12 protein-coding genes are annotated in these 14,647 nt (G+C 68.7%); 5 read left to right on the plus strand and 7 right to left on the minus strand.

Translation table 11 applies throughout. The features are described 5' to 3' along the window. Nucleotides 1-37: 37 nt before the first annotated feature. Genes KBX26_RS20940 through KBX26_RS33045 form a run of 3 tightly spaced genes read left to right on the plus strand, consistent with a single transcriptional unit; the run spans nt 38 to nt 3,069 of the window. Nucleotides 38-634, plus strand: coding sequence for a helix-turn-helix domain-containing protein (locus KBX26_RS20940; RefSeq protein ID WP_030335512.1), 597 nt, complete (start codon nt 38-40; stop codon nt 632-634). Nucleotides 635-666: 32 nt separating this feature from the next. Continuing rightward, nucleotides 667-1,530 carry an alpha/beta hydrolase gene (locus KBX26_RS20945; RefSeq protein ID WP_030335515.1) on the plus strand — a complete coding sequence of 288 codons (864 nt, stop codon included), beginning with the start codon at nt 667-669 and terminating at the stop codon, nt 1,528-1,530. Nucleotides 1,531-1,539: 9 nt separating this feature from the next. Beyond that, entirely contained in the window at nt 1,540-3,069 is a 1,530-nt protein-coding gene (locus tag KBX26_RS33045) for a hypothetical protein (RefSeq protein WP_307857871.1), read from the plus strand. 88 nt (nt 3,070-3,157) lie between these two features. Here KBX26_RS33045 and KBX26_RS20955 read toward each other — a convergent pair whose 3' ends face one another. The 6 genes from KBX26_RS20955 to KBX26_RS20980 form a co-directional block, all read right to left on the minus strand. After that, entirely contained in the window at nt 3,158-5,149 is a 1,992-nt protein-coding gene (locus tag KBX26_RS20955; RefSeq protein ID WP_210866222.1) for a discoidin domain-containing protein, read from the minus strand. An 8-nt stretch (nt 5,150-5,157) separates the two neighbouring features. Then, nucleotides 5,158-5,448, minus strand: coding sequence for a hypothetical protein (locus KBX26_RS20960; protein WP_210866223.1), 291 nt, complete (start codon nt 5,446-5,448; stop codon nt 5,158-5,160). 19 nt (nt 5,449-5,467) lie between these two features. Further along, nucleotides 5,468-6,346, minus strand: coding sequence for a carbohydrate ABC transporter permease (locus KBX26_RS20965; RefSeq protein ID WP_210866224.1), 879 nt, complete (start codon nt 6,344-6,346; stop codon nt 5,468-5,470). A gap of 11 nt (nt 6,347-6,357) precedes the next feature. After that, nucleotides 6,358-7,332, minus strand: coding sequence for a carbohydrate ABC transporter permease (locus KBX26_RS20970; protein WP_245233718.1), 975 nt, complete (start codon nt 7,330-7,332; stop codon nt 6,358-6,360). Between the two features lie 70 nt (nt 7,333-7,402). Continuing rightward, a complete protein-coding gene (locus tag KBX26_RS20975) occupies nt 7,403-8,725 on the minus strand; it encodes a carbohydrate ABC transporter substrate-binding protein (RefSeq protein ID WP_210866225.1) in 1,323 nt (440 codons plus the stop codon). Nucleotides 8,726-8,877: 152 nt separating this feature from the next. Then, nucleotides 8,878-9,891, minus strand: coding sequence for a LacI family DNA-binding transcriptional regulator (locus tag KBX26_RS20980; RefSeq protein WP_030335527.1), 1,014 nt, complete (start codon nt 9,889-9,891; stop codon nt 8,878-8,880). A gap of 82 nt (nt 9,892-9,973) precedes the next feature. Here KBX26_RS20980 and KBX26_RS20985 point away from each other — a divergent pair, with 82 nt between their 5' ends. Next, entirely contained in the window at nt 9,974-11,797 is a 1,824-nt protein-coding gene (locus tag KBX26_RS20985; protein WP_210866226.1) for a glycoside hydrolase family 35 protein, read from the plus strand. Between the two features lie 59 nt (nt 11,798-11,856). Here KBX26_RS20985 and KBX26_RS20990 read toward each other — a convergent pair whose 3' ends face one another. Next, a complete protein-coding gene (locus KBX26_RS20990; RefSeq protein WP_030335532.1) occupies nt 11,857-13,179 on the minus strand; it encodes an LPXTG cell wall anchor domain-containing protein in 1,323 nt (440 codons plus the stop codon). Between the two features lie 338 nt (nt 13,180-13,517). Here KBX26_RS20990 and KBX26_RS20995 point away from each other — a divergent pair, with 338 nt between their 5' ends. Further along, complete coding sequence (locus KBX26_RS20995; protein WP_030335534.1) at nt 13,518-14,498, plus strand: DUF2804 domain-containing protein; 981 nt, start codon at nt 13,518-13,520, stop codon at nt 14,496-14,498. The last annotated feature ends 149 nt before the right edge of the window (nt 14,499-14,647 follow it).

The raw sequence follows: 14,647 nt of genomic DNA on the forward strand, positions 1-14,647 counted from the left end.
CGCCGCCGCCAGCCCGGCGGCAACTATCCTTGCCGTTATGGCAAACGAGGACAGTGCCGCGCTGGCGGCCGTCGGCCCCCGGCTGCGTGCCCTACGTCACCAACGCGGGACCACGCTCACCCAGCTCGCCGACCTGACCGGCATCTCGGTGAGCACCCTGTCCCGGCTGGAGTCCGGGAGCCGTCGACCGACGCTTGAGCTGCTACTCCCGCTGGCCAGGGCCTATCAGGTGGCGCTGGACGAACTCGTCGACGCCCCGGCCACCGGCGACCCCCGGGTGCGCCCCAAACCGATCGTCCGGCACGGCGTGACGTACCTGCCGCTGACCCGCCGGCCGGGCGGTGTGCAGGCGTTCAAGCAGATCTTCCCGCCGGACCCGTCCGCCGGAGGCCGGATCCCGCAGGCCCACGAGGGGTACGAGTGGCTCTACGTGCTCTCCGGCCGGATCCGCCTGCTGCTCGGTGACCGTGATCTGACGCTCACCCCCGGCGAGGTGGCCGAGTTCGACACCCGCATCCCGCACCTCTTCTACAACCCCGGCCCGGGCACCGCCGAAGCCCTCAGCCTGTTCGGGCCGCAGGGGGAGCGGCTGCACGTCCGCGCCCGTCCCGCCAGCCCGGACAAACAGCAGTGACCAACACGGACCGTCGGTGCGAAGATGGCGCGATGACCGACGCGGCATCCCGGCCCCGGAGCGACCGGATCGAGCACCGTGACATCGTCGTCAACGAGGTCCCGGGCTTCCGCCCGCTCACGTTGGACCTGGTCGTGCCCGTGGCGGCCCGCCAACCGGTCCCGGTCCTGGTGTGGATCCACGGTGGCGCGTGGCTGTTCGGCTCGCCCAAGCAGCCACCGGAGTGGCTCATGGAGGTGGATCCCTTCACCGCCGCCATCCGGGCCGGTTTCGCGGTCGCCTCCGCGCAGTACCGGCTCAGCGGCGAGGCACATTTCCCCGCCCAACTCGACGACGTCACGGCGGCGGTTCGCTGGCTGCGCCGACACGGCGACACGGCGGGCGTGGACCGCGAACGGATCGGGGTTTGGGGCGAGTCGGCCGGCGGACATCTCGCCTCGATGCTCGCGCTGACCGGGGACGACCAGGACGACACCCGCGTCCAGGCGGCGGTCTGCTGGTACGCGCCGTCCAACCTGCTGACCATTCAGTCGCAGGCCCACCCGGCCGGGACGATCGACCACGACGCTGCCGACTCGCCCGAGTCGCTGCTGATCGGCGCCCCGTTGGCCGGCAACCCCGAGCTGGGCCGGGCAGCCAGTCCGATCGCCTACGTCACCGGCCACGCCCCGCCCATGCTGCTGGTGCACGGCGAGGAGGACCTGGTCGTACCGGTGGGGCAGAGCGAGGAACTCGCCGCGGCGTTGACCGCGGCGGGTGCCGAGGTCGAGTTGTCGGTGGTGCGGGGCGCCGACCACTGTTTCGTCGGGGTGCCGCTGGAGCCGCTGATCCGCGACACCCTGGTGTTCTTCACCCGAGTCCTTGCCCCCGACACCGGGGTGCTGCCGCCTCCGTAGGGTGACCCGGTGACCGCCTACGACGTCGCCGCCAAACTCCCCGACATCGACCGGCTGCGCCAGCGCTGCAAGGCCTTGGCCGTACTCGAGCGCATCATCGACGGCGGGGACCCCTACTACGCCTACACCTCGACCTGGGGCACGGACGAGGCGGCGCTGATGAGCAATGGCAGCGGCGACGAGTGGGCCGTCGTGTTCACCCCCGACGGCGCCTTCATCCGGCTCTTCGACCATGAATCGGCGATGTCGCCGTACCGTCATCCGGACCACGAGCTGTGGCCCGGTCTGGTCGACGGCGTCCCGGAGGTGCTGCGTTCTCAGCTGACGGAACCCGCCTTCTGCGACGAGGACGGCCGACTCGTGGCGACCACCGTGCTGTGGCGGCTGGTGGAGGACGACCGCTGGCACGCCGGTGACGGCATCACCTTCCCACCACTGCACCGACCGTACGACGACAGCGGCCCGGATGGGTCGGGCATGCTCGACATCCTGCTCGACGACATCGTCGACCGCTTCGTCGAATTCGCCGTCGACTACTACGAGATGACGGTGGACCGGGCGGCGGTCGAGCACATCGTTGCCCATCGGCCGCTCACCGACCGTGTGACGAGGGCCCTGAATCCGCAGCTCAGCGTCGCCGATCTGCGTTCCGACATCGCCGCGATCGGCTATCCGATCGCCGGGGACGGCACGCGCGACGGCGCCACGGTCCAGGTCAAACCTCATGGCGCGTTCTCCGTGAACAGCGTGGGACTGGACGGTGCGCCCTTCCCGTTGAGCTTCAGTGTTCGCGAGACAGGCGGCTCCTGGATGGTGAATGCGACTGCGGCGCAGGCCGCCGAGCTGGCCGATGTGCTGATGCTCGCCGGGAACGACACCATCATGGTTGTCGGCGTGGAGACCAACAGCTTCCTGGACGAGGAGTATCAGCAGTGGCGGCCGTCACGGATCGCTGCCGAACAGGGCGTCAGCTTCGAGGTGCATGAGGTCCGCGCGCTGGCGGCTGGCGTCGTCGGCCTCAGCGAAGAGGCCCTGCTGATACCCCGGGAGCAGCTGCCCCGGTTCCTGGCCGGTTGGTACCCCTACGAGCTGACCTTTGTCGACGTGCCGGGTACGCCTTCCGCCGAGCGCGTCGACGAAATGATCGTCACCATTGGAACGGCCACGTTCGACGAGCCGGTCCTACCCGCTCTGGCCGGCTCACGCCTGTTGTTCTCCGGGCATGACGACTGCTACGTGTCTGTCGAAACGACGGACCCCGCGGTGCCTGCGGCGGTCCTGGGCCGGCTCCTGGTCTTGCTGGTCGGCTCGGCGCTTGTCGACACCACAGTGGTGGAGGTGACGGCGCCCGACGTCGAGACCGTGGAGCGGCTGATCGAAGAGAACCGGCACTGGGTCGGCGAGCTGGGCCCCGCGACGCGGGGCTCGGTGACCGTCGAGCTGCACGCCACCCCCGGGTCGTGGCGGCTCGGCCAGTCGCTTCCGAAGCAGGTCGACCGCACGATGGTCTACGACATCGCGGACAGGGTCTGGCGGTGACCGAGACGGTTGCGGCACCCCGAGGTGGTGAACCATGGGTACGCCAGGGAGCCTCCGGCGCGATGCCGGAGGCTCCCTGATGTGTCGGTCAGTTGAGGGCGTAGATCTCCGCGGCGGTGGTCCACGGGTTGCCGTTGACCTCGCTCAGGGCGCGCAGTCGCAGATACTGGCCCGTTTTCGCGGTGAACCGGACCTCCTTCTGGCTGGCGTTGTTGGCGAACGTGCCGGTGGCCACGGCCGTACCCCAGTTGGTGCCGTCAGTGCTGACGTAGACCTCGTACTGGCCGATGCGTCCGTTGGCAGCGCCGGAGCCTGCGTCCTGCCGGGGCAGGTAGCGGATTCCGGAGACGGAGTAGCTCGCGCCCAGGTTGATCTGGATCTCGTGGGGCATCGGGGCGTTGCCGCCGGTGTACTTCGTGTGCCAGATGGTGCTGAGGTTGCCGTCGAAGGCGTTGGTCGCGGCCCCGTTCTCGGCGGCCGTCTCCTGGCTGTCCACGTACTTCAGCGACCATCCGGTGCGGGGGATGACGCCGGCGCTGGGCACGCAGACGGTGCTGAGCTGGTGTGCGCCCCGGTCCGGACGGCAACCCGGGGTGACGGTGCTGCCGAAGTAGTCGCGGCTGCCCGGGCTGGTCATGACCTGGCCACTGGCCAGCGCCGGGGAGCCGGCGCGGAGCCGGTAGCCACCGGCGTTGCTGATCGAGGTGGCGGTGCCCGGCGCGACGAACAGCGGATCGGTAGTGATCTTGTTCGAGTCGGCGGGCTCGCCGGCGGGGTGCTGGCCGTAGAACACGTTAGAGTCGAACAGCAGCGCGCCGGCGTTGTAGCTGGCCTGGGTCGAGGTCACGTAGAAGATGTTGTTGTAGAACTCGACATTGGCGCCGGCCGAGCCGTTGCCGTTGTTGATGATCTGGGCTGCCTCGCCCACGTAGAAGACATTGTTGTAGATCTTCGTGTTGGTGAGTTTCCCGCAGACCAGGTCGAAGATCTGGCCGCGGTCGTTCTGGCTGATGTTGTAGCGCACGATGTTGTCTTTGGTGGTCGAGCCCCCACCGTTGCAGAGCAGGATGAAGCCGCCCTCGTTGTCGTGGCTGTAGTTGTACTGGTAGATGGTGCGGATGTTGCCCTCGTCCAGGTCGAAGCCCTGCCCGTCGCAGGTGCTCCGGCCGCCGCTGACCTCGTTGAACTGGAACAGGGCGTCGTTGATGTTCCAGCCCCAGATGCCGGCGGCGCACTGCGCGGGCTCGCGGACCCGGAAGCCGTCCACCCGGTTGTTCTCGACCAGGGCGCTCTGGGTGTGGTGCACGTCGATGGCGTCGCCGCCGATGTCGGTGACCGTGTTGCCGCGCACGACGACCCGGGTCTGCGGAAGCCAGGTGCCGCAGGTGGAACCGCAGTTGGGGTTGGCCAGCTCGGGCCGGACCATCCAGCGGGTCCAGAAGTGGATGCCGTAGCGGTCGACGGTGCCGATCGTGTTGTTGTTGATCAGCACGTCGTCGAACTTCGTCTGCGTGGTGTAGCCCAGAACCTCGAAGAAGATGCCGGCGCTGGCGTCGTCGTCCTTCTTGGTCTGGTTGCCGTTGACGTCGTGGACGCTGAGCCCGGTCACCCGGTAGTAGGTGCCGGTGCCGGAGTTCTCGCGGATGATGTGCACGCCGCGGCGGGTGGCGATCGCCGATCCCTTGTTGGAGATGTCCAGGTTGCGGATCTCCCAGTACTGCTGGTTGTAGAGCTTCACGACGTCGACGACAGCACCGTTGCCGGCCAGCGCCGGCTTGGCGCCGCTGCCGTACGCGTCGATGATGATCGGTGCGCCGGCCGCGCCGGAACCCTTGGGAAAGAGCTGCTGGTTGGCGCAGGTCGTGCCCCGCCGGATCAGGATCTGATCTCCGGCGGCGAACGTCTTGGCGTTCACCGGTGTGAAACTGTTCCAGGGGCTGGCCTGGGTGCCGCTGCCCGACGTGCTCGCGGAGCAGTCGACGTAGTAGTTCGTGGCGGCTGCCGCGGCGGGGGGCGCGGCGACCAGTACTGCGGTGGCTAGCGTGGTCAAAGCCACCAACGAGGACCTGAACAGGCGCATCGAGAGTCCTAACCGTGGGGGTGGTCGGGGTGGGGGAGTCTGTCAATTCCTTGCGCTGTCTCGTTCGTACGCCGGGAGGGAACGCCCCCGGCGGAGCTCGGGCCCGCCGCACGCCGCGGCTCACCGGAACTTCTGTTGTAGTCCGCGAGAAGACCGATCAGGACGGCGAGCGCCACAAGCATGATCGCGAGGTGGCCCCAGCCGACAGTGGGTCGGACGACCACCACGGCGACGACACAGGCGAGCGCGATCAGCAGCCGGGCGACGATGAGCAGTACGGCACGCGTCGGTTCCTTCATGACATCCCTTTCTCGGGCCTCAGCCCTTGACGCCGCCGGCGGCCATGCCCTGGATCAGTCGGCGCTGGATCAGCGCGTACAGGAGCAGCACCGGCACGATGACGATGACCATGCCGGCGTAGAGCCGCCCCGGGTCCGCGGCCGCCTTCTGCGCGGCCATCAGGTTGAGCAGGCCGACCTGCAACGTCTTGCCCTCACCGGGCAGCAGCGTCAGCGCGATGATGAAGTCGTTCCAGTAGGCCAGGAAGTTGAACAGGATCACCGTGGTGACCGCCGGGCGGGCCATCGGCAGCATCACCCGCGTCATGATCCGGAATCGGGATGCCCCGTCCAGCAGCGCGGCCTCCTCGAAGTCTCCCGGAATCGACCGGAAGTACGCAGTCAGCAGGTAGATCGTGAATGGGATCGAGGTCGCCGCGTAGACCACCGAGAGCATCGCCGGGTTGTCGAGGAAGAACCCGTCGGGGAACACGTCGACCAGCGCGCGGTCCCAGTCGACGAGCATCAGGAAGATCGGCACCACGATGTAGTTGACGTTGACGAACAGCCCGGCCAGCAGCGCCACCTCGACGATGCCCTTGCCGCGGAACTCGTACCGGGCGACGACGTACGCCGCCGGCACCGAGACCGCCAGCACGAAGACCAGGCCGAGGAGCGTGACCAGTACCGACGTGGCGAAGTAGCGGCCCATCTGCGCGCCGCCGAACGCGTCGACGTAGTTCTGCAGGTGAAGGCCCTCGGGCAGGGTCCACGGGCTGCCGAAGAACTCGCTCTTGCGCTTCAGCGAGGCCACCAGCACCCAGCCGACCGGGATGACGATGAGCAGGGTGATCGCACCGACGAGCAGGTGGGTGAGGCCACGGCCAGGCCGCGGGCCGGATTTGTTGATCGTGGTCATGGGAGTGTCCTCTAGAACTGGAGGGGCTCACGCCGGGTCGCGCGGCTCACCAGGAGCGACACGAGGAACGAGAAAGCGAAGATCACCACGCCGATGGCCATTCCGTAGCCGTAGGCCGAGTTCGTGTACGCCTGCTTGTACATGTAGCTGAGCAGCACCTCGGAGGCACCGTCCGGGCCGCCGCCGGTCATCGCCCGAACCAGCACGAAGCTGAGGTTGACCGCGCTGAGGATGAAGAAGGTCAGCGTGGTGCGCAGGTTCTGCCAGATCAGCGGCAGCGTGACGGCGAAGAACTGCCGACCTGCCGAGGCGCCGTCGAGCGCCGAGGCCTCGTACAACTCCTCCGGGATGCTCGCCATGCTCGACATGTAGATGACCATGTAATAGCCGAGCGACTGCCACAGCATCGCTATCGCGACCGAGTAGAGCACCAGCTTCTGGTCGCCCAGCCAGACCTGTTGCAGGCCGTCCAGCGAGAGCAGCCGGAGGGTGCCGTTGAGCAGGCCGTTCTCCTGGTCGTAGACGGCCGAGAAGATGGCCGCGATGACCACGACCGAGAGCACGTTGGGGATGTAGAGCACGAACCGGTAGAGGGTGTGGCCGCGCAGCTTCTGCCGGGTCATGACGGCGGCGAGGAACAGACCCATCCCCATCGTCACCACGGTCACGACCACGAGCAGCGCGACGGTGTTCTGGAACGCGCGGAGGAACTGCTCGTCGTCGACGAGCTTGGTGAAGTTGTCCAGGCCGACGAACCGCATCTGCGCCGAGAAACCGCTCCAGCTGTAGAGCGACATCCGGAACACGCTGACGGTCGGCCAGATCATGAACAGCGCGAACAGTGCCAGTGCCGGAAGCAGGCAGGCGGCGACGAATCGGCCGTCGCCGGGCCGGCCGCGTGCGGCGCTGCCACGCGCTGACACCGGGGGTCGGCTGGGCGCGCGCTTGCTGGCGCCTCTGGGTGGTGGAGTGAGGGTCGTCGTCACCGTGACCAGTCCTTGGTTCTCGCGGGGGGAGGGGTCGGCGGCAGCCCTGTTCCGGGCTGCCGCCGGGGCGTCACTTGCCCGCTTGCCGCAGCTTCTCGCTGGCGTCGTTCAGCGCGGTCTGCCACTGGTCGACGGTCTTGTCGCCGCTGATGATGCTGTTCGCGGTGTCGAAGAGCGTGCCCTTGATGTTCACGCCCTCGACCGGCGCGGTGCTTCCGAAGCCACCCACCAGGGCGGAGATGCTCGGGTCCTCGTAGAGCTGGTAGAACGGGGCGATCTCGGCGGGCAGCGTCGAGGCGATGCCCTTGATCGGCTGGATCGCGTTGGCCTTGGCGAAGATGCCGGCGGCCTCGTCGGAGTAGAGGTACGCGACGAAGTCCTTCGCGGCGTCCTTGTTCTGCGCGCCGCTGGGAACCCAGGCGGACTCGACGATCGTGGTCAGGTAGCGCTTACCACCGGCGTTGACCGCCGGCAGCGGGGCCATCGCCCACTCGAAGCCCTGGGCGCGCGGAGCGTCCTTCATCTCGCCGACGACCCACGTGCCGTTCGGCATGAACAGGGTCTTGTTGTCGAGCAGGGACTGCTGGTTCTTGGTGAAGTCCTGCTCGTTCGCGTACCCCACGGTGGTCTTCGCCGCGTAGCTCAGCAGCCGGGCGGTGATGTCCAGGACCTGGCGCCCCTGGGCGGTCTTCCAGACACCCTCGGAATACGTCATGACGTCCTTGTAGAACTGCTCACCGCCGACGTCGGCGAGCAGCGCGAAGAAGAACGAGTCCAGGTAGCCCGCGGTCGGGTACGTGAACAGCGCGATGCCCTCGGCCTTGGCGGCGTCGCCGAGCTTGAACATGTCGTCCCAGGTGGTCGGGACCTGCCAACCCTTCTGCGCGAAGAGGCCCTTGTTGTAGACCAGCCCGGTCGGCGCGTAGTACATCGGCATCAGGTAGGTCTTGTCGTCGTTGTACGGGTTGGTGCTGAGGTTGCCCACGATCCCGTCGGCGAGCTTGGACCGCACGGTGACCTGTTCACCAGGCACCGTCATGTCCAGGACTCCGGTGAGGTCCTCCAGTGCCTTGTCCTTGACCAGCGTCTCGGCGAGCGCTGCCTTGCGGCCCTGGGGCAGCACCACGACGTCCGGGAACTTGCCGGCCTTCATGTTGGGGCTGATCTCGTCCTCAAGGGTCTTCGAGAGCTGCAGCTGAACGTCCACATCGGGGTGCTTCGCCTTGTAGGCCTCGATGACCTGCAGGTACATGTCCCGGCCGTAGCCGCCCTCGAAGGCCGCGACCTTCAGGCTCTTCTTGCCGTCGGCGTTGTCGCCGCCTCCGGAACAACCTGTGAGCAGGCTGAGCGCCGTCGCCGCGGCGACGGCTAGGACGATGGGTTTTCTGAACATGGGGGTGGTCCTCCGTGGCGGTACGCACAACGGTGCGGGAGTGAGAGGCGAGCACGAGACACGGTCCGCCTAGATCGCTGGGCGGGCCGCGCGTTGTTACTGTGGCACCCGTAACATGACCCGTCAAGAATGATCTGCCCGCAGCAGGACGGTCAGCGTGGCCGCGGCGCCGCGGTGGACTCCCGGACGATGAGGGTGGCTGGCGTGAGCGATTCGCCCTCCGACTCGGTGTCGAGCAGGAGTGCGACAGCAGCCGCCCCGGAGCGGTAGAAGTCCTGCCGAACGGTGGTGAGCGGCGGGTGGCAGTAGGCGGCCAGCTCGATGTCGTCGACGCTCACGATCGAGACGTCCTGCGGCACCGAGCGCCCGCGCTCCCGCAGCGCCTTGATCAGCCCGAAGGCCATCTCGTCGCTGGCCACGAAGACGGCGGTGACCTCGGGAATCATCGCGAGGATCTGCCCCAGCCGGTAGCCCGACTCGGGCGACCAGTCGCCCTCCAGGGCTGGAGGCGCGTCGATCCCGGCAGCGGCCAGGCACTCCTGCCAGCCCTGCCGACGCTGCCGCGCCTCGATCCACTCGTCCGGCCCGGCTACGTGCCACACCTGGCGGTGCCCCAGGTCCAGCAGGTGTTGGGTGGCCGCGCGCCCCGCCTCGTGCTGGTCGATGCCCAGCACCCGCGCCCCGGTCGTGCGCGAGCCGTCCACCGTGACGGTGGGGATGTCCCGGGTGATGTCCTCCATCCGCTGGGTCACGGAGATCAACGGGACCGCGATGATGATGCCGTCGACGCCCTGGTCAGAGAGCTTGAGCAGGGACTTCTCCATCAGTGCGGTGTCCAGCTCGGCGATGGTCGCGATGCTCACCGAGTAACCCGCCTGACCGGCCGCCGCCTCCACCCCGGCGGTGACCCCCGAGCGCGAGTAGTAGCCGCCGGCCTGTAGCAGGACCAGGCCGAGGGTGAAGCTTCGTCCCGAGGACAGCAGCCGGGGAGCGCCGTTGTACCGGTATTTGAGCTGCTCGACCGCGTCGAGTACGCGACGTCGGGTTTCCGCGTTGACGTTCGGCGAGTTGCGCAGCGTCCGCGAGACCGTCTGTGCCGACACGCCAGCGGCACGTGCCACGTCGGTCATGCTCGGTTGCTTGTCGCGCATTGTCGCCTCGGTCATCCGCCCCGCCCTCCTGAGAACCCGGTACGGCGGCATCCTAGCGCCATTGTTATAAATGGCACGGGTAACATAGGCTTCTGCCATGATCGAGACGACCCGGCCGAGCAGCACGCTGACACCGTCGCCCAGGCCATCACCCGCGCTCGGCTGGAGCGGCAGTCAGCTTCACCGGCACGGCGTCCCCCACCGCGTCCTCTCCGGCGCCCTGCACTACTTCCGGGTCCACCCACAGCTGTGGCGCGACCGGATCCGGCGACTGGCCGACCTCGGTCTCAACACCCTCGACACGTACGTGCCGTGGAACTTCCACCAGCCGCACGCCGAGCGCGCGCCCCGCTTCGACGGCTGGCGTGACCTCGAGGCGTTCATCGCGCTCGCCGGCGAAGAAGGCCTCGACGTCGTCCTGCGGCCCGGCCCGTACATCTGCGCGGAGTGGTCCAACGGCGGCCTGCCAGCCTGGCTGACCGCGCGTGACGTGGTCCTGCGCAGCTCCGACCCGGCGTTCATCCGGCCGGTCGAGCGTTGGTTCGACGAGCTGATTCCCCGTATCGCACGGCAGCAGACGCATGCCGGCGGACCGGTGGTGGCGGTACAGGTCGAGAACGAGTACGGCAGCTACGGCGACGACGAGGCGTACCTGCACTGGATTCGCTCAGCCCTGCTCGAGCGCGGCATCACCGAGCTGCTGTTCACAGCGGACGGCCCGACCGAACTGATGCACGACGCGGGCACGGTGCCGGGCACCCTCGCCGCGGCCACCCTCGGCTCGAAGCCCGAGGCCGCCCGCGCCCTGTTCGCCACGCGCCGGCCCGACGAACCGTTCGTGGTCGCCGAGTACTGGAACGGCTGGTTCGACCACTGGGGCGAGCGGCACCACGTCCGCACGGTGGACAGCGCCGTGCGCACTCTCGACGCCATCCTCGGCGAGGGCGGAAGCGTCAGCCTCTACATGGCCCACGGCGGCACCAACTTCGGGTTGTGGGCCGGCGCCAACGCGGACCGGGGTCGGCTTCAGCCCACCATCACCAGCTACGACTCCGACGCGCCTATCGCCGAGGACGGAACGCTCACCGCCAAGTTCCACGCCATGCGTGCGGCGCTCGGCGTGACCGGGCAACTGCGGGTGCCCGAGCGGATGCCGGTGCTGCCGCCGACGCGGGTGCCGCTGACCCACCGCGCCGACCTGATCGCCGGCCTGCGCGCCGTGCCCGCACCGGAGTCGACCGGTCCGCGGCCGGCCACCTTCGAACAACTCGGCCTGGACGCCGGGATGGTGCTGCTCACCGCCCACCCGAAGATCCCGACGGGCGAGCACACCATCATCCTCAGCGACGTGCGCGACCGGGCGATCGTCCTCGCCGACGGCGTGCCGATCGGTGTCGCCGACGCCGATCATCCGGAGATACCGATTCGCGGCACCGGCGCGATCGTGCGCCTGGAGATCCTGGTGGAGAACCTCGGCCGGATCAACTACGGCCCACTGGTCGGTCAGCACAAGGGCCTGCTCGGACCGGTGCTCGTCGACCGCCGGATCGTGCACGGCTGGGCCAGCTCGCCGATCGCCCTGGCCGAGTGGACACCTGACGACCTGCGTCGCGCCACCACCGCCGGGCCGGCCAGCACCGGCGCCGGGTTCGCGGTCGCGACGGTGCCCGTCGAGCAGCCGGCGGACACCTTCCTCGCCCTGCCCGGCTCGGTGCACGGCATGGTCTGGGTCAACGGATTCCTGCTCGGTCGCTACTGGGACATCGGTCCGCAGGTGACGCTCTACTGCCCCGCGCCACTGCTGCGCGCCGGCGAGAACACGATCGTCGTACTGGACACCGACCGGCTCGGCCCGGTCCTGGAGCTGCGCGATCAGCCCGAGTTGGGCCCCACCGAGGAGTACGTGGAGGAGTTCGAATGACCGTCTGACCGCTCCCGGTCGCCCGCCGTGCGAGCGGGCGACCGGGCCCGACCGGCCGGTCAGGCGTGCTTGCCGCGGCGACGCTTCAGCAGGAGGAATCCCAGGCCGGCCGCCAGCAGGGCGGCACCGCCACCGGCGACGAGCGGCATTGTGGTCGAGCTGTCGTCGTCGGCGGTCAGCTCCCGGGAGCCGAGCTCGGTGACCGGCTCGGAGCCGTCGGACTCGGCCTCCGTGGCGGTGTTCGCGCTCGGGCTCGCACTGGGGGTGGGGGTGGCGCTCGGGGACGGGGACGGGGACTTCGTGGGGGCCGCGTCGATGGAGGCGAGCGAGTCGCCGTTGAGCGCGACCTTGACCTTGGCCTGACCACCGCCGGAGGACACGACGGCGACTGACAGCTTGCTCGCCTTGTCCGTCAGCTTGGTGATGGCGTCCGCGTTCGGCGGCGCGTTGTTGGTGGCTGTCTTGTCCGCCGTCGTGGTGTCGATGAGTGACGAGGCACCGTAGGAGCCCTTGGGGACACGGTAGGCGTGCACGCCCTCGAGCTTCGCGTCGAAGTTGCCGGCCGCGTGGCGGTACTCGATGACGAGCCGGTCGCCGCCCAGGGCGATGTCCAGGGCCCGGACTCCGCTGCCCTTGCCGTGCAGGGAGCGCAGCGTGTAGACCCCCGACTTGGTGACCTTCTGGGACGCCCCGCCGTTGAGCCATCCGGCACGGATCATCTCCGGTGCGGAGAAGCCGGCCGGCCGGTAACCACCGGCCATGATGGTCGTGTGGCTGGCGCCCCCTGACTTGCACGCGCCCAGGTTGCCGCCGGTGCACTTGACGCGACCCTGGTGCCCGAAGCCCAGGTTGTGCCCGAGTTCGTGGCCGACGACGTCGATGCCACTGGCGGTGCCGTAGAGGTTGATCCAGGTGGTCGGGCCGGGCAGGGTGGCGAGGCCGGCCCAGGGGCAGTTCGTCTTCTGCGCCGGGAAGACGATCGAGATGCTGTCGTAGTCCTCGCCCGCGACCAGGCCCCGCTTGGCGAGTTCGTCACGGGTCATCTGATTGATCTTGCCGTGCGGGCAGCCGGCGGCGCTGAGGTCCAGCTTGATCGGGCCGAGGAACTGCTCCGGTACGGCGGGCACCAGCTTGTACTGCCCACGCGACAACTCCGACAGGTACGACGCGGCCGAGTCGCTCTTCGCGCCGAAGTAGGTGTCCGGCGTGGACGCCTTCACCTTGTCCGGGAACTGGAAGGAGGCGTCGCTGAACTCCACCAGGACGGGGAGCATCTTCCTCTTCACCGGTGCGGCGGCCGCAGGGGTGCCGGGGAGCGTGGCGGTGGCCAGCACGGTGATGCCTGTGGCCAGAGCGATACGGCCGAGGGCGGACAGCTTCATGGGGTCCTATTCCTTGAGGGGGATGCCGGACGGCCAGGACGCCGATGTCCGTGGCCGCCCGGCAGCGTCGGGCCGCTTGGCGCTAAGGCGGCCGATGACGGGGGATTCCTGCCGGTCTCGTGCGGGTTCGTGGCCGCAGGCGGGGCCGGGCCGCCGCACCAGACCGGTGGGGGTGGGCGGGAGCGGCTACCAGGACGACGGGAGAGAAAGAGTCAGGAGCAGCCAAAGCTGCCGCATACACCACATCCTATGACATCCTATGTCCGATGTCATATGACCGTAGGTCGCATCGATGTGTCAGTCAAGCCGGCGGGGCAGGGGCGGCTATCGTGCAGCTCGTGACGCACGAACGTGAGCTGCTCTCGCCTGTCGACCTGTGCCAACGGGACGGGCGACTCAACCCCGCGGCGGTGGGCTGGACCCGGCGTCCCCTGCACACCGCGAACCTGCGCGGCTGGGGCCGGACTAAACGATGGGAGTACTGGGGCATCGTGACCCCACGGCACATCATCGGGCTGGTCGCCTCGTCGCTGGACTACGCCGGTGTGCACAGTGTCTACGTGCTCGACCGGGACAGCGGCACCGAGACGACTGCCGACGTGGTGGTGCCGCTGGCGCGGGGCGCTGTGCTACCGCCGCACTGCGGCGTGGGCGAGGCGGGCGCCCGCGGCGGTGGCCTGGCGATCCGGATCGTCCAGCGCCCGGACGGCACCGCGATCTCGGCGAGCGCCAGTGGCGTACGGCTGGAGGTGGACGTGCCGTTGCCGGCCGGTCACGAGTCACTCGGGGTCGTCGTGCCGTGGAGCACCAGACGATTCCAGTACACGGTCAAGGACGTCGGCCGCCCGGTGCTCGGCACGCTGGAACTGCACGGCCAGACGTACGAGATCGGTGGGCCGGACGCGTTCGCCGTGCTGGACCACGGTCGCGGCAGATGGCCGTACTCGGTCAGCTGGAACTGGGCCGCCGGCGCGGCGCCGGGACGAGCGATCCAGCTCGGCGGTCGGTGGACCGACGGCACCGGGGTCACCGAGAACGGCCTCTTCGTCGACGGTCGCCTGCACAAGATCGGCGAGGAGCTGCGCTGGACCTACGACCGGGCGGACTGGCTGCGCCCCTGGCGGATCAGCGGCGACCGGGTCTCTGTCGAGTTCCAGCCGTTCCACGAGAAGGTGTCCCGCACCAACCTGGGTGTCGTCGCGAACGAGACGCACCAGTGTTTCGGGCACTTCTCCGGCTGGGCGAAGACCGACGACGGAACGACGGTGAGCCTCGACGGGCTCGTCGGTTGGGCCGAGGAGGCACGCAACCGCTGGTAGTGGTTTGCCGCCACCACGCGCACACCGCGCCAGCGCACGGCAGCGCTTCGAACTGTGGACACCTCGCCTCCGTGTTTATGATCGACGACCCCGACCGGGGCACGGAAGGCTGGCCGTTCGGCCCAGAACAAGAGGTGAGGTGCGCGACG

The sequence above is a fragment of the Micromonospora sp. C97 genome (genome assembly GCF_018070385.1).
Classification (GTDB): domain Bacteria; phylum Actinomycetota; class Actinomycetes; order Mycobacteriales; family Micromonosporaceae; genus Micromonospora; species Micromonospora parva.